The sequence below is a fragment of the Streptomyces sp. NPDC003248 genome (genome assembly GCF_055563235.1).
Genome location: NZ_JBVHDT010000007.1, coordinates 209,729 through 226,889, shown reverse-complemented (window position 1 = coordinate 226,889; position 17,161 = coordinate 209,729). Strand labels below are relative to the sequence as shown.

At 71.5% G+C, this 17,161-nt stretch carries 14 protein-coding genes and 5 pseudogenes; 9 read left to right on the top strand and 10 right to left on the bottom strand.

Annotated elements, in window-relative coordinates; genetic code table 11:
* Positions 1-47: 47 nt before the first annotated feature.
* Positions 48-2,050 (bottom strand): annotated as a pseudogene (locus ACZ3KJ_RS19035) (AfsR/SARP family transcriptional regulator).
* A 134-nt stretch (positions 2,051-2,184) separates the two neighbouring features.
* Between ACZ3KJ_RS19035 and ACZ3KJ_RS19030 the strand changes: the two are divergent.
* Both ACZ3KJ_RS19030 and ACZ3KJ_RS19025 read left to right on the top strand, forming a co-directional pair.
* Positions 2,185-2,739, top strand: a pseudogene (locus ACZ3KJ_RS19030) (alpha/beta hydrolase); the annotation flags it as partial.
* A 90-nt stretch (positions 2,740-2,829) separates the two neighbouring features.
* On the top strand, positions 2,830-3,813 hold the full coding sequence (locus ACZ3KJ_RS19025) for a helix-turn-helix domain-containing protein (protein ID WP_467528307.1): 984 nt from the start codon (positions 2,830-2,832) through the stop codon (positions 3,811-3,813).
* Positions 3,814-3,923: 110 nt separating this feature from the next.
* Here the strand turns inward: ACZ3KJ_RS19025 and ACZ3KJ_RS19020 are convergent, their stop codons facing one another.
* Positions 3,924-4,430 carry a MarR family winged helix-turn-helix transcriptional regulator gene (locus ACZ3KJ_RS19020; RefSeq protein ID WP_467528305.1) on the bottom strand — a complete coding sequence of 169 codons (507 nt, stop codon included), beginning with the start codon at positions 4,428-4,430 and terminating at the stop codon, positions 3,924-3,926.
* 496 nt (positions 4,431-4,926) lie between these two features.
* Here ACZ3KJ_RS19020 and ACZ3KJ_RS19015 point away from each other — a divergent pair, with 496 nt between their 5' ends.
* The 4 genes from ACZ3KJ_RS19015 (at position 4,927) to ACZ3KJ_RS19000 (ending at position 7,830) form a co-directional block, all read left to right on the top strand.
* Positions 4,927-5,184, top strand: coding sequence for a cupin domain-containing protein (locus ACZ3KJ_RS19015; RefSeq protein ID WP_467528303.1), 258 nt, complete (start codon positions 4,927-4,929; stop codon positions 5,182-5,184).
* A 49-nt stretch (positions 5,185-5,233) separates the two neighbouring features.
* A complete protein-coding gene (locus ACZ3KJ_RS19010; protein WP_467528301.1) occupies positions 5,234-5,809 on the top strand; it encodes an NAD(P)H-dependent oxidoreductase in 576 nt (191 codons plus the stop codon).
* A 96-nt stretch (positions 5,810-5,905) separates the two neighbouring features.
* Complete coding sequence (locus ACZ3KJ_RS19005; protein ID WP_467528299.1) at positions 5,906-6,850, top strand: NADP-dependent oxidoreductase; 945 nt, start codon at positions 5,906-5,908, stop codon at positions 6,848-6,850.
* Positions 6,851-6,879: 29 nt separating this feature from the next.
* Positions 6,880-7,830, top strand: coding sequence for an alpha/beta hydrolase (locus ACZ3KJ_RS19000; RefSeq protein ID WP_467528298.1), 951 nt, complete (start codon positions 6,880-6,882; stop codon positions 7,828-7,830).
* 32 nt (positions 7,831-7,862) lie between these two features.
* Here the strand turns inward: ACZ3KJ_RS19000 and ACZ3KJ_RS18995 are convergent.
* The 3 genes and pseudogenes from ACZ3KJ_RS18995 to ACZ3KJ_RS18985 all read right to left on the bottom strand — a co-directional run.
* Positions 7,863-8,133: pseudogene (locus ACZ3KJ_RS18995) on the bottom strand (transposase); the annotation flags it as partial.
* A 96-nt stretch (positions 8,134-8,229) separates the two neighbouring features.
* Positions 8,230-8,403 carry a hypothetical protein gene (locus ACZ3KJ_RS18990; protein WP_467528297.1) on the bottom strand — a complete coding sequence of 58 codons (174 nt, stop codon included), beginning with the start codon at positions 8,401-8,403 and terminating at the stop codon, positions 8,230-8,232.
* 178 nt (positions 8,404-8,581) lie between these two features.
* Positions 8,582-9,151: a TetR/AcrR family transcriptional regulator gene (locus ACZ3KJ_RS18985; protein ID WP_467528295.1), complete on the bottom strand. Its 570-nt coding sequence runs from the start codon at positions 9,149-9,151 to the stop codon at positions 8,582-8,584.
* Positions 9,152-9,254: 103 nt separating this feature from the next.
* Here ACZ3KJ_RS18985 and ACZ3KJ_RS18980 point away from each other — a divergent pair, with 103 nt between their 5' ends.
* Positions 9,255-10,163 carry an alpha/beta hydrolase family protein gene (locus ACZ3KJ_RS18980; RefSeq protein ID WP_467528293.1) on the top strand — a complete coding sequence of 303 codons (909 nt, stop codon included), beginning with the start codon at positions 9,255-9,257 and terminating at the stop codon, positions 10,161-10,163.
* Positions 10,164-10,757: 594 nt separating this feature from the next.
* Here the strand turns inward: ACZ3KJ_RS18980 and ACZ3KJ_RS18975 are convergent.
* A pseudogene (locus tag ACZ3KJ_RS18975) lies at positions 10,758-10,886 on the bottom strand (alpha/beta fold hydrolase); the annotation flags it as partial.
* A 146-nt stretch (positions 10,887-11,032) separates the two neighbouring features.
* Here ACZ3KJ_RS18975 and ACZ3KJ_RS18970 point away from each other — a divergent pair.
* Entirely contained in the window at positions 11,033-11,809 is a 777-nt protein-coding gene (locus ACZ3KJ_RS18970) for a hypothetical protein (RefSeq protein ID WP_467528292.1), read from the top strand.
* A 280-nt stretch (positions 11,810-12,089) separates the two neighbouring features.
* On the opposite strand, the gene ACZ3KJ_RS18965 is transcribed toward ACZ3KJ_RS18970, so the two are convergent.
* The 4 genes from ACZ3KJ_RS18965 to ACZ3KJ_RS18950 all read right to left on the bottom strand — a co-directional run bounded on the left by ACZ3KJ_RS18965 (position 12,090) and on the right by ACZ3KJ_RS18950 (position 16,699).
* A complete protein-coding gene (locus ACZ3KJ_RS18965) occupies positions 12,090-13,013 on the bottom strand; it encodes an immunity 49 family protein (RefSeq protein ID WP_467528290.1) in 924 nt (307 codons plus the stop codon).
* Between the two features lie 198 nt (positions 13,014-13,211).
* Positions 13,212-13,604: a DUF6624 domain-containing protein gene (locus ACZ3KJ_RS18960; RefSeq protein WP_467528288.1), complete on the bottom strand. Its 393-nt coding sequence runs from the start codon at positions 13,602-13,604 to the stop codon at positions 13,212-13,214.
* 549 nt (positions 13,605-14,153) lie between these two features.
* Complete coding sequence (locus ACZ3KJ_RS18955; protein ID WP_467528286.1) at positions 14,154-15,155, bottom strand: L-threonylcarbamoyladenylate synthase; 1,002 nt, start codon at positions 15,153-15,155, stop codon at positions 14,154-14,156.
* Positions 15,156-15,676: 521 nt separating this feature from the next.
* The gene (locus tag ACZ3KJ_RS18950) at positions 15,677-16,699 is read right to left on the bottom strand and encodes a hypothetical protein (protein ID WP_467528285.1); all 1,023 of its coding nucleotides are present in this window, start codon (positions 16,697-16,699) and stop codon (positions 15,677-15,679) included.
* A gap of 23 nt (positions 16,700-16,722) precedes the next feature.
* Here ACZ3KJ_RS18950 and ACZ3KJ_RS18945 point away from each other — a divergent pair.
* A pseudogene (locus ACZ3KJ_RS18945) lies at positions 16,723-16,944 on the top strand (transposase); the annotation flags it as partial.
* Between the last annotated feature and the right edge of the window lie 217 nt (positions 16,945-17,161).

Genomic DNA, 17,161 nt, shown 5'->3' with positions numbered 1-17,161 from the left:
CGGGCAGGGCGGCGGCGCGGCCGGCGGCACCCGCGGGCGGAAGATCGTCAACGGTTGGATTGCAGCCAAGAGTAGGAACGGCCGTGCGGAGGAAGCGCGTACGTTGGCGACACCGGATGGGATTCCGGCGACATGTTCATCGGCCGCGTGGCGTCGAGGCCGCCGCCGACACACTGACCGCAGGCATCGCGCAGGGCGGCCGCGGCGTGCGCGGCGATTCCGCGTTCGCCGAGGTGTACGGCGGCGCGGGCGGTCAGGCACCACATGGCCTCTCGCATGTGGTCACACGGTGGTTCGGGCACCGCGGCGAGCGCGGTTCGGGCCTCCTCGCCCCGGTCCTGGGCGAGGAACACGAGGGGGCGCGCCCAGGGTCGGTACGGTCCCCGGTCGAGGTGCGGGTCGGTGGGCGCGGGCCGGTCGTGCAGCAGGCGCAGTCCCAGGAGGGCGAGCGGGGACAGGCCGCGGTGCAGCCCTGGCATTCCGGCCGTCCGGAGGGCGTCTTCGGCAGCGCGGCAGCGCGGTAGCGCGCTGCGGCCGTGGCGGCGGTCGGTCCGCCGGGTTCGGTGCCGCGGGCGGCCGTGGCCCGGGCCCTGAACCACCCGGTGTGGACGCAGACGAGGGGCGCTTCGGTGGCGGCGGCGAGCTGGTCGGCTGCATGGGCGTGCGAGGTCGCGGCGTGGAGGTCGCCGAGGGCCGAGGCGGATCGCAGGCGGACGAGTCGGCCGAGTACGGCGAAGTTCGGCAGCTCGTGCCGGGTGGCCAGGTCGAGGATCTCGGCGCCGGTCCTGTCTCGTGCCGCTGCGAGACCGGGGTGGGTGAAGGACTACAGGAACACCCCGTCGAGGGCGAAGGCCGGCAGGGCGGGACCGGCCGGGTTCCGTGCCGGTTCCTCGGCGTGACTCGCCGCCTGCTGCGCGCGCTTCCGTTCGGTCCCGGGCAGAGTGGCGCCGCGGCTCTCGGTGGCGATCGTGGCCAGGAGGCGGGCGGACAGGTCGGCGGGGCCGTCCGGGCCGAGCGCGGTGAGCGTGCGCTCGGCAGCTGCGACGACGGCGCGGGACTGCTCGGGGTCGTCGGCCCGGCTCCAGATGGCGGGCACGTCGTAGGCGCCGATGATCCGGGCGGTCAGGGAGAGATCTCCCGTGCGTTCCGCCGCCTGGATGGCCGCGAGGCGGTCGCGCCGCGAGCGGACGAGGGCGTCGCCACCCGCCAGTGCGAGGGTGCGGGCCAGATCCACGGTGGTGCGCGGGCCGAGCCGGACACCATGGCCGGTCCACGTGGTACGTGCTCCTTCGGGGAGCGCGGACCCGTTGAGGATGTCCGTCTCCAGGCGCTGAAGGCCGGCACTGGGGGCGAGTCCGAGTGGGGCGACGAGCATCGAGTGGGCGCGGCGGAGGGTGGCCAGCGCGTCGGCCTGACGGCCCGCGCGGTACAGCGCGCGGGCAAGCAGCCCCCAGGCCGGCTCGCGCCCCGGCTGTTCGGCGACGCGGGCACCCAGCTCAGCGACGAGATCGGCCCCTTCACCGGAGTCGAGGAGGATACGGGCGCGCAGTTCCACCCCCTCCCACCTCAACTCCTCCAGCCGGGTCCGCTCGCGCTGCGCCCATGCGGAGCCGGTGACCTCGGCGTAGGCGGTGACCTCGGCGTAGGCGGGTCCGCGCCAGGTCGCGAGTGCCGCGCCGAGGTCGCCCGCCGCGTCGGGGCTGCGGCGGGCTCGGGCCAGCGTGTCCTGGAACCGATGGACGTGCACGTCCTCGCGCGGGAGGCGCAGCGCGTAGCCGGGACCTTCGGTGACGATGACGCGTGGCGGATTGCGGGGCGGCCGGTCGGGTTCGAGGGCGCGGCGCAGCGCGGCGACGAACGTACGCAGAGCGCCCACGGCGCGGGTCGGCGGATCGGTCCACAGGTCATCGACAAGGGTGCCGGTGGTGACCATCCGTCCCTCGGCGGCGACGAGCCGGGCGAGTACCTCACGATGGCGGGGTCCGCCCAGGTCAGCCGGGCTGCCGTCGTCACGGAGGGCACGCACCGCACCGAGCACGTCGATGCGCATGCCCCCCATCCTCCGTGCCAGGGGCCGGCGGTGCCCGACCGTACTGATCGGCTGCTGATCGCCGTCGCCCAAGCTGATCCGGTCACGTCCCCGACTCGACAGGATGATCTCTCATGACGCTCACCATTCCCGGCGGCGCCCTGGTCGCTTTCCGGGCGGGGTTGGACCACCCGGAGACCGTCACGCACCTGGGCATCCTCGACATCGTGCCGACGCTCGACATGGGGAACGTCCTGCATGGCGTGTCGGCGGCGGTCGGCTACCGCCTCTTCCTGATGGCGCAGCCGCCGGGCCTGCCGGAGGCGATGATCGCAGGCAGTGCGGACGCGTTCTTCGGCTCGTTCCTCGACGCCTGGGCCAACGACCCGGCCGCCATGCCCGAGGAGGTGCGTGCCGAACACCTGCGGGCGAGCGCCGCGGCAGTGACGTCGATCGTCGCGGACTACCGGGCCTCGGCGGGCATCGACGTCATACACGACCAGGCGGACCTGGACGCCGGATCGTAGTTGGCCATGCCCGTGACGGTCGTCCAGCAGGACTGGGGCGCGCAACTGGGCTACGACGCTGCCGGGGTGCGGAAGGCGTGGGCGCCGGACCCGGACCACCGGCTGACCCGAGCGGGACACCGCATGGCCGAGGAGGCACCCGACGAGATCGCAGCGGCGATCCAGCACCTGCTGGCCCGCTGAGCCTCCTGTTTTCGACTCGTCGGCTGGGCCACGGGACGTTTGCGACACCGGATGGGAGCCTGGCGGCATGTTCGTCGGCGCAGAGGACACATGAGCAGCAGACCGCGTTTCTTGGGAACGAGCGGCAAGGTGGGCACGTTCACCGCCGATGCCGGCTGTACCGGCTCCGGCCGGGGAACATGGGAGTCGTTCGTCGGCACCTGGAACGACCGCATGGGAGACCTGTACCCCCTGCCGGAGTTCAGCACGTCCACGGTCGACGGCTTCCGGGGGACCATGCGCTCGGTGACCCTGCAGGACACCGCCGTCAACGAACTCTGGGCCTCCTCATCGGTGAGCACCCAGTCGGTCGGTACGCACGAGCACGACCACATCAGGCTGTACGTCGGGCTGCGAGGTGCGATGACCCTACAGGACCCGCACGACCAGGGCGGTGACGCCTGTGTCTCGGCCGGCACCTACTTCATGCACCACGTCGTGGCGGAGAACCACTTCCACACCACATCCGAGATCGGCACCCGCATCTTCATCTTCCCCGGTGAGGCCCTGCGGTCCCTGGTCACCGGGAAACCATGCGCCGGGCAGGCCACCTCACCCGCGGCGCAGATCCTCATGGCGCACACCACCATGGTCCAGCGGACCGTGAGCGACCTCGGCCCGGCAGCCGCGCACGCGTCCCGCAACGCCCTGCTCGAACTGGCCAAGGGGCTGGTCCTCGACCACTTCGACGACCGCGAGCCCGCCTTCACCCCGGCGCTGGCCCAAGCGGCCAAGGACCTGGCCGACGCCCGCCTCGCCGACGCCGACCTGTCGCCCACCACCGTGGCCGCGCACCTGCACGTCTCCCTGCGCACCCTGCAGCGGGCCTTCGCGAGTCTGGACGAGTCGTTCAGCGCCTACATACGCCGCCGACGCCTGGAGGAAGCAGCCACGGCACTCACCGACCCCGGATCACGCCTCACCGTCTCCGAGGCCGCCGCGCGCTGGCACTTCACCGACAGCAGCCACTTCATCCGCGCTTTCAAGAAGCAGTACCAGGTGACACCGGCGCAGTTCGCACGCCGATCAACCTGACGACTCAGCCTTCCGATCCCGTTCCGGTGCACCGGCGACTGCGGGCTGCCCGGCCTCCTGCCGTGTCCTGATCCGCTGCGGTCGCCGGGGCTGCGAGGCCTGACGAGTCCTTACGCTCCGCCTTTGCGGCGGCGGCGAGATGCGGCCGAGCGGGGCGGCGTCGAGCGCATGTGGTCGCGCACCGGCGCCAGCAGATCGGCGAGAGCCTGGACGTCGTCGGGCGAGAGCGGTGCGAACAGGAGGCCGTTGACCACCTCGACGTGACCCGGCAGCACCTTCGCGAGCAGCTCACGTCCGGCATCGGTGAGGGTGACGGTGATGCTCCGCTCGTCGTCCAGTGAGGGAGCGCGGACGACCAGGCCCTCCTTCTCGAGCAGACCCACCTGGTACGTCAGGCCGCTGCGGCTGTAGACGACGCCGTCGGCCAGGTCGGTCATGCGGTGGCTGCCCGTCGGCGAGTCTCCGAGGCGGGCCAGCAGTTGGAACTGCACATAGCTGAGATCGCCGCTCTCGCGCAGCTGCTGCTCGACCGCATGCCGGAGCAGGCTGGTCACTTCGACGAGGTCGAAGTAGGCGCCGAGCTGCACGGGGTCGAGCGACGGCGGTGAATCGGGCATGACCGGAGTCTACTGCTTCGAATTCGAAGAGTGTGGCCTGCCGCCGTTCCAGCCACCCCAGGCGAAGCTGGAACTGAACGCCTGCGCGCATTGCGGGGCCGTCCCCGGCGGGTGGATCGGGCGGACGCCAGGCTTTCATCGGCCCGATGCCGCGACCTCGTGCGCGCACGGTGCGGGCAGCGTTGGGCCCGACTGAGCACCGCAGAACATGGAAAACGGGCAGTGGCGCGGCGCAGGGTTGCGGAAAGGAGGACGGCGCCGCCGCCCACGGATCCCGAGGACCGGCCATGAGCATCCCCTGTCTCGCACCACATGAGGGCCGGCAGCAACGCGAGCGGATCGGCGGGAGCGCCTTCAGCGCCCTGCCCGGCACCGAGGTGACCGGTGGGCAGCTGACCGTCGGCCGCTTCGACGCCGGCAAGGGCGAAGCGCCGCCGTTCCACGTACACACCAACGAGGACGAGGTCTTCCTGCTCCTGTCCGGATCGGCGCTGGCGTGGCCGGCGACGAGGAGCACGAGTTGCAGGAGGGCGGCATCGTCTTCCTGCCCCGGCGCATCCCGCACGGCTGCCGCATCACTTCCGAGAAGGCAGACCTACTGCTCATCTCGGCTCCCGGAAGGCTGCGGAAGATGTCCCGCCACGCGGGCCGTGACCTTCGTGAGCCACGCCCGGAGGGCTGCGTGATCCCCGCGCAGCTGCTCACCGAAGCCGCGGAACTGTCCGGCAGCGTCGTCCTCGGCCCTGCGCGGTGACGGCGCCACAGCCCGGCCGCAGGGAAGAATCCATGAACACGATGCCGGGATGATCACCGCCGCGTGGAGCCCGGTGTCCTTGGCCGTCGTGAGCGCCGGCGAAGGCTACGCGCGTCCGACTCGTCTGCTCGCGGACCGGGTCACGGAGGCTGTGTGCCGGTCACTGGCGGCTGGCGGCGCGCGCGCCGAGGTGGAGGTGCTGGAGCTGCACCGGCTGGCGGCCGACCTCGCCCAGCACTCCGCCCAGGGCCGCGCCAGCCTCGATCTGCGGGAGGCGATCGCGGCGGTCGTGGCGGCCGACGGGCTGGTGGTGACGACCCCGGTGCTCGCCGCATCCCCGAGCGAGGTGTTCGACTCGTTCTTCGCCGTCCTCGGGAACGGAGTCCTCTCCGGCATGCCGGTGCTGCTGGCGCTCGACAGCGGCTCCCGCTGGCAGCCACCCGACCTCGCGCAGGTGATACGCGGGCGCCTGACCGGCGTGCACGCCGACCCCGTGCCCACGGTCGTCGTCGCGGACCCCGCCGACTGGGGGACCGCGGCTCGCGGCGATGCGGGGCGGCTGCATGCCTGCATCAGCCGAGCCGCCGCCGAACTCGCCGCGGCGATCCGCTCGCGCCGGCCATGACCGACCCCACTTGCTTCGAATTCGAAGCAGCGATACCATCACGGCAGTTGCTTCGAATTCGAAGCAACTCACATCGAAGTGAAGGCGAGAACCGACATGAAGGCAGTGCGTTTCCACGAGTACGGCGACCCCGGCGTCCTGCGCTACGAGGACGTGGAGCAGCCCGCCCCCGGCGCCGGTGAGGTCCGGATCCGCGTCGCCGCGACATCCTTCAACCCCGTCGACGGCAACATCCGCGGCGGCTTCATGCGCGGCCCCATCCCGGTGGTGCTGCCCCACACCCCCGGCATCGACGTCGCCGGCACCATCGACGCGCTGGGCGAGGGCGTGGACGGCATCACGGTCGGCGACGACGTCATCGGCTTCCTGCCGATGGACGGGAACGGTGCCGCCGCGGAGTACGTCCTCGCGCCGGCCGAGGTCCTGACACCAGCTCCCAAGAGCGTCCCGCTGCCCGATGCCGCCGCACTGCCGCTCGTGGGCCTCACCGCGTACCAGGCGCTGTTCGACCACGGCAAACTGACGGCCGGGCAACGCATTCTGATCAACGGCGCCGGCGGAGCGGTCGGCGGCTACGCCGTGCAGCTGGCCAAGAACGCCGGTGCCCACGTCATCGCCACAGCCAGCCCGCGCAGCAGCGAAGCGGTCAGGTCCGCCGGCGCCGACGAAGTCATCGACCACACCACCACCGGCGTGACCGCGGTGGTGACCGAACCGGTCGACGTCGCACTCAACCTCGCACCGGTCGACCCGGCCGAACTGGCCGCGCTGGTCACCCTCGTCCGTCCCGGCGGGGTGCTCGTGAACACCACTGTGTGGATGCCCGCCCCCAGCGACGAGGAGCGCGATGTGCGGGGCGTCGACCTGTTCGTCCGCAGCGACGCCGGCCGGCTGGCGCAGCTCGCGGCGTTGATCGACCGCGGTGAGCTGCGCGTCGACATCGCCGAGCGGGTGCCGCTGGCCGAGCTGCCCGCGCTCCACGCACGTGCCGCCCAAGGCGCGCTGCACGGCAAGGTCATCGTCGTCCCGTCCGCCGCCTGACCCCGATCCACCACCGAAAGGAAAGGGCCATGGCACTCAGCCTGGACCTCGAGATCGCCGCGGCGCTGGCCCCCATGGCCGGCGCAATGGCAGACGTAGCACCACCGGCTGTAGGCGACATTGCGGCGCGCCGCGCGCTGTGGGAGCCGATCATCGGCGCCGCGGGAACGGCTCAGCCGATCCCGGACGACGTCAAGACCAGCGAGCACTACGCGACCGCGGACGACGGCGCCCGGATCAGAATGCGCTGGTACACCAAGGAAGGCGCGGCCACGGGCCCCGCTGTGCTGTTCTTCCACGGCGGCGGGTACATCTTCGGCCACGTCGACCTGTTCGACGGGCCCGTCGCCCGCTACGTGTCCACCAGCGACGTGCCGATGCTGTCGGTCGAGTACCGCCGCGCTCCCGAACACCCCTTCCCCACCCCGCTCGAAGACGCCTACGCCGCCTTGCGCTGGCTGCACGAGCACGCCGGCGAACTCGGCGTCGACCCCGACCGGATCGGCGTGATGGGCGACAGCGCCGGCGGCGGCATGGCAGCGGCGCTGACGATCCTCACCCGCGAACGCGGCGGACCGAAGATCGCCCGCCAGATCCTGCTCATGCCCATGCTCGACGACCGCACCACCACCCCGGACCCGCACATCGCGCCCCATCTCCTGTGGTCCTACGACGACAGCCTCACCGCCTGGCCGGCCCTGCTCGGTGCAACCGCCGGCGGGCCCGACGTCCCGGCGACGGCGGCTCCCGCCCGGCTCGAGGACGCGACCGGCCTGCCGCCCGCCTACATCGAGGTCGGCCAGCTCGACGTCTTCCGCGACGAGGACACCGCCTACGCCACCAAACTCAGCCGCGCCGGCGTGCCGGTCGAATTCCACCTGCACCCCGGCGCCCCGCACGAATTCGACTCCATCGCCTTCAACTCCGACGTCGCGCGGCGCGCCATGACCGACCGAATCCGAGTCCTCAAGTCGATCTGAACCTACGCCGAGCGTGCCCGCCTGTCCCGCACCAGGACCAGGCGGTGCGGCTTGGACCACGCTCTGGCCTCGGTCCACTCGGTGAACCGGCGGAAGACGGTCACTCCCGACAGGCCGAAGCCCGGTGGCAGTTGGTTCCGGTGAGCCCGAGGTGGCCACGAAGATGATCGCGGCCGGCACCTCGCGGCCCACTCGCCGACGATGCCCTCCACCCTGCGGGCGAGCCGGTGCCGGCGGCACCACCCGCTGGAACCGCAGGCCCCGGCGCCGAGGAACCCCCTTACTCGTACGGGGTCGCCGCATGCTGCGCGCGGTTTCCGGTGGGCCACCACGCCCTTCCGTCAGGTGGCCGGCGTCGCGATGAGGGCGTCCAGGGCTTGGACAACGGCTTCCCGTTTCTCACCCCAACTGCGAGGGAAGTCCGGCATCGAGCGACAGCTGCCGGGGCAACACCTCGTCCAGGAATGCGGCACCGGCAGGGGTCACGCCGATGGGTGCGGCATGGCGGTCCGCCCGGTGGGGCTCGCGTGTGATCAGTTCACGCTGATCGAGCTTGATGAGGATGCGGCTCATGGCCGCGCGGCAGCAGCCCGGCTGCCGTGCCGGCCGGCCACGCAAGGCTGTTCGGCGTGGCGCAGCAGAACCAGGGCCGGTTCGGGGCAGTGGATTCACCCGTAGTCCACGCTGCGGATGCGCTGTGGACGGAGACCGGCGTGGCGGGCTCGGGCGGGCACGGGCGCCGGGCCTGTTGTCATGCCGTGTTGCGACATCCGGTGAGGAGGAGGGCGACCATGCGTTTGGCGTCGGCCTGATCGTAGTCGGGGCCGGTGATGCAGAGGTTCCCGATGGCGCGCATGAGCGTGTAGGCGGTGACACCGGGGCGAAGTTCGTCGTCGGCGGCGCAGGCGTCCAGCAGCGTCGCGCAGGCCGGGACCAGGGTGTCGAGCATGAGGGCGTGGAGGTTCTCCAGCCCCGGGTCTCCGGACCCCAGCGCCGCGCCGAGACCGTGCTTGGTCACGAGGAAGTCCACGAACGCGTCCGTCCACCGGGTCAGCGCGGTGAACGGCGAGGCGGACTCCTCACGGAGCCGGGGCGCGAGAGCGGCGCAAGCGTCGATCTGGTGCCGATACACGGCGGTGACGAGGTCCGCGCGGGTCGGGAAGTTCCGGTAGACCGTGCCGACGCCGACGCCGGCTCGTTCGGCGATGTCACGGACAGGCGCTTGGACGCCCTGCTCGACGAAGACCGCCGCAGCAGCCTCCAGTACGCCGTTGCGGGTGCGCTGCGCCTGTGCTTGGCGTACCCCGATCGACTCCGACACGGATGACTCCCATTGCTTGCGGAACATTGTTCCGCTAAATTGGCGGAACGTCGCTCCGCCAAAGTATGGCAGAGTCGCTGCGCAGAGAAAGCACAGGTCTCCCATGTCTTTCCGCCCCCTCGGCCGGCAGATCGTCTCGGTCAAGCCCATCCCCGTTCCCGCGCCTGGCCGCGGCCTCGACCTACAGGTGAAGGTCACCGCCCCCCGGTCGGACCAGAACCTGCCCGTGATCGTCTTCTCCCACGGCAACGCGTGGTCCCTGGACGGGTACGAGCCCCTCGTCGACCGGTGGGCCGCCGCCGGATTCGTCGTGGTGCAGCCCACCCACCTGGACTCCCGCCGCAACGCAATCGGCTGGGACGACCCGCGCTTCGCCACCATCTGGCGTGTGCGGATAGCCGATCTCCACGCGATCCTCGACAACCTCGGCGACATCCTGGCCCAGGCGGGCCTGGAGACCCGCGTCGACCGTGAGCGCGTCGCCGTGGTCGGCCACTCCTGGGGTGCCCAGACCGCGGGCGCCCTCCTCGGCGCCCGCGTACTCGACGCCGACGGCGTTCCCGGCGAGGACTTCTCCCACCCCTCGGTGTCGGCCGGCGTGCTGATCGCCGCGACCGGGACCGGCGACACCCTCACCCCGTTCGCCGCCGAGAACCTCCCGTTCATGAGGCCGGACTTCTCCACCATGGGCACCCCGGCCCTGGTCGTCGCGGGCGGCAAGGACCAGTCGCAGCTGTCCACCCGGGGGCCGGAGTGGTTCACCGACGCCTACCATCTCAGCCCGGCCCCCAAGAGCCTCCTCACCATCGCCGAGGCCGAGCACACCATGGGCGGCATCGCCGGCGAAGCGGTCGCCGAGACCACCGACGAGGACCCGGCCCGCGTCGCCCTCCTTGCCGATGCGATCTCCGCCTACCTCCGTGCGGCACTCGGCCTCGACGACGCCGAGTGGACCGCCCTCGGCAGCACCGCCGAGGACGGCGACGGTACGTGGAGCATCGCCGGCAAGTGAGCCCAGCCCGACAGCCGGGGGATGCCCGGCGCCGAGCGGTCGAGCAGAAGGACGCCCCGGTCTGACCGGCGAGGGGGCGGTGTGTCGGCGACGGCTGAGAAGTGGTTCTGGATCACTTTCAGTGCCGGAGCCGGAGGGTCGCCGGGTGGTCGAGCGTGCCTTCGCCCGGCTGCACCGGTTCAAGCGACTCTGCATCCGTTACGGGAATGTGTGTCCGGCGCCAGGGCGGGCACGCCATGCGTTCTGGAGTGCCGGCTGCACGTCACCACAGGTTCGCCATCCCTCTCCCCGGTCAAGCGTTCGGATGCCCGTTTCCTGCCCGTGCGCCCACACGCCGGCAAGACCGTTGTACCGATCTCGGGATCCAGTAGGACTGCCCAGCGCTTGCGCGGGTTGCGTGAGCCGGGACGAACACGGACCGAACAGCCCTGACTGCCCGCCCTCCCTCTCGGACCACCGCAGATCCCCAGCCGGCACCGCGACCTCATTCTGCAACGATCAGTAACTGATTGTTGCAGAATGAAGTTCGGAGTCGTCTCAAGCAGATGATGCCGCAGACGAGTTGGGACAGGCTGAGGTGGATGTCGGCGCGTACGGATGACGCTCGCTCGCGCCGTGCCCGCGCTGATCGACCGCGACGACCCGATACCGGGCCATCAGCCGCGAGGCCACCACCTCCCACTCACCCGCATGACTCCCCCGACAGCCACGAGCCGCGCTCAAGGCCGCCCTCCTCGAAGGCGCGCCGCCATGAAACACCGGCCACGCCCGCGCCGACGGTGCCCTGCGACCGCAACCGGGCAACTGCCACTGTCAGACCCAGGTGGCAGCATCATCGAACCCTTCGACAGCAGAAAGCACCTTCTTCGATGACCACACGCCCCCTACCCACCGAGCGCAGCGGTCCGCAGACCGCTTCCCTCGTGACCGACCTGCCGTTCCAGCCTCACCTCGTCAAAGCGGTGTTCAGGGACGTGACCTCGTTGCACGTCTCCCGGCCGGCCGCGTGGGCCGCCGCGTCGGTGACGCGGACCGTGCTGACGGAGATCATCGACGGCGCGAGAAGCGCGGCGGCCGAGGAGGCCAGGAAGAGGCTGATGCCCAAGGACCTCATCTCGGCGATCGACCGGAACGTCGAGGTGGAGGTGGGATCGGCGTGGTACCTGCACAGCCCGACCTTCCACGGCCTGATGGGCGAGGTGCGCAACGCCGATGGTGCGCTCGTGTCTCTTCGTGAGCGCCGCGGGGCGCGTACACCGAGTGGTGTGGCCGGCGCCCACCGGTTCGAGGCCGGGGTGAGAAGGCTGCTGAGGAGCCGGAGGGTGAGGGCGGTCCCGGCGATGGTCCGCGACCTGGACGGAATCGCGAGCGTGTTCCTGACGGCCCTGGCCCGGGACGCGGCCAAGGTCGTCCGCGAGGGCGGGGTCAAGCAGTTCGGGACAGTCAGTCCGGTGGTGCCGGGCGAGCCAGCCCCGGCCCCGCTGCTCAAGGACCCCCTCCTCGCCCTGTCCACCCGCCGCGGGGACGGGCGGACTGTTGGCGGGGACGACGTCCTGGCCGCCGTCACGATGCAGCTGTCCGGCGATCTCAGACAACGCGCCATCACCGAGGCGGCCGAGATGACACCGAACACGTCGGCCAACTGATCGGGCCCGCCCCTGCGCTCTGCCCACTGCGCACGGTTCCCACATGTGCGCGGCTCCCGGAATCCTGCCGCCCGCATTCGGTTCCGGTCGGCTCGCGGGAACGGGCTCGTCGCATGGGCCGCGGACCGCCGGCCGCAGGCACCCCACGGAGAAGACCTCCCTCTCGCCGGTCACGTGTCAGCCAGACGAGGGCGCCGGCCAGGGTGATTGGGGCCAGGCAGCGGCCGGGTGCCTGAGTTACTAGAGGTAGATCGCCGGCCGCTCATGGCGGGCACGCACCTCAGGGCTGCGGAGCGTGCAGCAGGGAGTCGGGCAGGTAGGGGGAGTGGACGCTCAGTTGCCATCCGTGCGCCTGGGAGGCGAGCGCGGACACCGCGATGGTCCTCACCGGCAGCAGGGTGCGTGGGGCCGGGCCGGCGCCGACGCTCTTGCGGTGTTCCAGGAGCCGGGCGGTCAGGGCGCGTTCGAAGGCGGGCTGGTCGTCGGCGAGCAGGATGCGCAGCAGGCGCTGGTCCGGGCTGAGAGTGCCGGCCGTGTCGAGCCGGCCGGCGGCGCGGGCCTGTGCTTCGGGACCGGGCTTCTCCAGCGGCACGGTGCCGGGGACGGCGCCGGGAACCGGGCCGTGCACGACCGTCAGGTATCCGCACAGGGCGTCCATCTCGGCGCGGTCGGCCGGGGCCGACACCGACTCCCGCTTCGAGTAGGGCACTCCGTCACGGATGGCCGGCGCGTAGTCCTCGTGGAGCAGCGGACCGATCACCCGGTCGCGCTGCCACACCAGGCCGCTGATCACGCACAGGGCGAAGGCCTCGACCCAGGTCCGGGCGGTGGTGGACAGCGAGGCAGGTTCGCGGTCCTCTTCGTAGCGCAGCTCCTCGCTGGTGAGCGTCTCGTCGACGAGGGGGAGGGGGACGTCCCAGTCGCCGCCGGGGAAGCAGCCCAGCGCCAGCTCCCCGAGGGCGCACTCCGCCGCGGTGAGCAGCACCCTGCGCGACTGCGGGGCGCCGAGGGCGGGGTCCTCCAGGCTGCGGGCGGCCGCAAGGTCGAGGAGGTCGCCGCGCATCGTCCGCAGTCCCTCGCGCAGCGGCCGTCCGCTGTGCCGTATGTCGGACCAGTGCCCGACCGCCCGGCGCACCCCTCGCTGGAGGGCGTCATCGATCCGCTGCTCGTCGACGCCGTGGCGCGCCACATCCGTGATCGTCATACCGCCATCCTGACAGCGCCCACTGACATACCCGGCCAGGCTCGTCACGTACGGCGGCCGAGCGGGAGGCGCCAGTGCTTGTCCCGGTGTCCGAGCTGGCTCGTTCGGGCGGTGCATCGGCGCGGGCCGGGGACGGCCTTCATCCGGCCCCGGTTGTTGCTGCTGGGGCTTCGGGTTGTCGCCGTGCCCCGGGCGGCTTCAGGCAGCCTCATCGGGGCCGTGGCCGTGCATGCGCCGGTCGTACTCCGCGGCCGGCTCCAGACCTGCGGCGGCACGCCGTGCGTCGAGCCGGCCGGGGTCGGTCACGGGGTACGGGCGCAGGTTCTCCCCGTCTGGGTCGTTGGTGTACTGGGGCCCGTACACCTGGGGCTCGCCGGCCGCGACCAGAACCCGGTCGGTGAGGTACGCGAGATGACGCGGCAGGACGTCCCCGGCCTCGACGGCGTCTTGGAGGAGGGCGAGTACAGGTGCACGACCGGTCCGGCCGTCGCGTAGTCGAAGGCGTCGCCGCCGATGCGGTAGGCGGGCTCCATGGCTGCGGAGATCACCACTCGCCCGTCGGCGTAAGTGCGTGGCGGCATCAGCTGCCACTGCGTCTCGGCGGCGATGTTCATCGGCTGGGTGCGCGTAAGCCGCGCGCAGGAGTCGCTGTGCCCGCGCTTGCCGACCAGGATCGGCGCGAGGAGGGACGCCAGCGCCACCATGTCCCGCCGCACCTGGTCGGTGTCTGCGGCCGTGGTGACGCGCAGCTCGGCTTCCTGACCCTCCGCTGCCTCGCCCGCGTCCTTGCCGGACCCGGTCAGCAGCCGCAGCGCGTTGCGCTGCACGTCCCCTACGTAGATCAGCACCTCGGTCAGGCCGGCTGCTCCGGCGTGCTCGGCCACGCGGACAGGCAGCAGTTCCAGAGGCATCAGGTGGCTGGCGGCCGGCAGCCCTTCCAGCATCCGCCGGCCATCACCGCTCCGGTCAGCCACAGCCAGCACCCTCTTTCCCCGGCTCAGCATCAACACCGCCCGCGATCAGGTGCGCCTGTATCAGTCTCCCCTGGGGGCGGCATACCCGGCGGAAGCGCCGCATGCTCACCGTCCGCGTGCCCGAGCGGCACCGGACTCGGTGTGCCGCCGAGCGCCCTCGAGCCGATCAGGCTCCGGGGGCGGTGAGGTCCATGTCCGAGGGGCGGGGGCCTGCAGCGCGGCGGAGCCGGTTGGCGACCGCGACGCCGAGCCCCTCCTCGACGGGCAGGGACGCGATGATCACGTCGCAGCCTTGCTGGTCGAAGGCGCGCAGGAACCCGTACAGCTCGTGGGCGTAGGCGGACATGGAGGCGGGGACCGTCGCCACGGCGTGCGCCTTCACCGGGGCGTCGGCGAAGGCGGCCGGCAGGAACACTCCCACCTGGTGTCCCTGCTCCTGCGCGCGTTCCGCTTCGGCGACGACCTTCTCAGGCTCGACGAGGACGACCCGTGCCCGCGGCGCGTAGTGGGACGGATGCTGGCCCGGGACCCGGACGGGGCTGGCCGAAGGCGTGGCGGGCGGGTAGCCCAGGACCGCTTCGAGGTCCTCGGCGGTCACCCCGCCGGGCCGCAGGATGCTTGGGACGTCTGCGGTGACGTCGACGATGGTCGATTCGACGCCGACCTGGCAGGGACCGCCGTCCAGGACGAAGTCCACGGTATCCCCGAGCTCTGCTTGGACGTGGGCGGCGGTGGTGGGGCTGACCGAGCCGAACCGGTTCGCGGACGGAGCCGTGATGCCGCCGCCGAACGCGGACAGCAGTGCGAAAGCGACGGGGTGGTCGGGCACACGCACGGCCACCGTCTCCAGTCCGCCGGTCGCCTCCAGGGGCACTCGCCTCCCGCGCCGCAGCACCAGCGTGAGCGGGCCCGGCCAGAATGCCTTGGCCAGCACACGTGCCGTCTCCGGTACCTCTTCCACCCAGTCGCCGAGTTGCTCCGCTCCGGCGATGTGAACGATGAGGGGGTGGGAGGGCGGACGGCCCTTCGCCGCGAAGATCCGGCGGACCGCCGCGGGATCCTCCGCGTTGGCGCCCAGACCGTAGACGGTCTCGGTAGGCAGGGCCACCAGCCCTCCGGCGCGCAGCACACCCGCCGCCTTCTCGATGTCATCGTTCGTTGCCGTCACCCGCGCATTTTCTCACCGCGCCGGTCCCGCTCGGGACGAGAGCCAGGCTCCCCGGGTGGGCGCTCGTCCGGAAGGTGATGTCGCCGCCGGGACGGTCGAGCGGCGTCAGGACGGGTGCGCCGGTACATCGATCCCACGAGCGGTGACGACGTGGGCCTCGCCTTCGGCCAGCCGGTACGAGAGGCCCACGAGGGCAACCTTGCCGGATTCGACGGCCTCGGCCAGGGGGGGCGGGAGCGGTCGAGCAGCAGATCGACGGCGGGCACGGCCTCCGTCGCCTCCTGCACCGCATCCCCAGGGAGAGCGCCGGCGCCGTCCGGTACCTGCGCTCCCGGCTGCCGGACCGGCACATCGTGGTGGGGCCCACCGGTCCGGCAGCCCCGCCAATCCAACTCTCCGCGCATGCACGCACGGCGCCCGGCAGCACGAAGGTCCCGACCGCTCGGGAAGATCGGGACCCTCGCGGCATCGCCGCATCACCCACCTCACCGGTACCGCCCCGCCCTCGGTCGGCCTGGTCCTCAACGTGGGCACCGCCCATATCGGCGAGTTCGGCGGACGCGAGCAGATAGCCCAGGCCACCGACATGGAGTTCGACGTACGCTGCGCGGTCTCCTCCCCGGACAGTTCGGCGACCGAGTCCGCAGTTCGAGGTGGGCGTACCGTGGGGCCAGTTCGGCCAGGACGGCCAACGGCTCCCTGTCTTCGTCCGTGTCCGCGATCACCAACTCCCTCATGTCGAGGTGTTCGAGCTGAGGAAGTATCGGATGCTCCGCGAGGACGACGAAGTCGCCGGCCGCGTCAGGGGCGAAGGACGCCCGGCTCAGATCAAGGCTTCTCAGCCGGGGATACCAGGAGGCTTCGAGGCCATCGAGGATGGCGTTGGTCGGCACGACACCATGGACGTCGCAATCGATCTCCGCTTCCAGCGAGACCAGCGCCGGTGTGGCGAACGAGAACAAGGAGCCGTCCGAGAGGACGGCACCCCGGGTCCGCAGATGCGTCAACGCGTCGTGTCGCACATCGTCGAACAGGAAGGCGCCTTCGAGTTCCAGCGTGCGCAGTGCGGGCAGCGACCTCCACAGCGCCTGCCCCACTTCCTTGGACACCACTGGGTCATGCAGGTACTTCTCGGGTTTGACCCGGTTTCCTGTCGACGTCTCATGGAAGGCGAAGAGCGTGGCGAAGCCGTGGCCGAAGTACGGGCTCTCCAGCCGGGGCCACGGCCGACGCGACAGCGCGACCGCGGCGCGTTCCGCGGAGTGGTGGTAGTCGGTCAGGCGCAGTTCCAGCTTGCGCAGCAGACGGGCGGCAGGCTGGGACAGCAGCACGTCGATCAGCGCAGCCTCCCACTGTTCGGGGGCGGCCAGGTCGCATTCCTGAGCGTGGGGCAGATCCGCCAACAGCCGCTCCACCAGTGCCCGCCGCTGCGACTGGGTCTCCTTGGCAAGCCGGAAGGACGCCTCACCGATGAAGCCGCGCCTCCAGATGAACGCCCAGGACCCGTCGCTCCGTAGACCGTCGAGCCCGAGCCACCGTTCCACCCGCCCGTACGCCGCCGTCAGCTCCGCCGCGTCCCCGCCGCTATCCGGGGCGACTGCGTGTTCCCGACCGGACGGCGCTCGCCGGCGTCCTGTACGTGCTGCGCACCGGTGTCGCCTGGCGCGATGTCCCCTCGGAGACGGTGGGCTGCTCCGGGGTGACGGCCTGGCGCCGGCTGCGGGACCGGACCGAGGCCGGTGTATGGCCCCGCCTGCACGCCGCCCTGCTCAGCGAGTTGCGCCGCGCCGAGCTCTTGGGGGCTTCTGAATCTCGAAGGCGGTGTCGTCACGGCCGGCCAGGACTGGACTGACAGCGGCACTTTTCATGCCTCGACGAGTATGCCCTTGAGTTGGCGAAGCGGCCGTACGACCTGCGCCACGCAGGCATGTCGTTCTGGCTTGCGTCCGGGGTCGACCGTGCGGAGTGCGCGCGCCGAGCAGGACGGAGCGGCAGTTGGTCAGAGG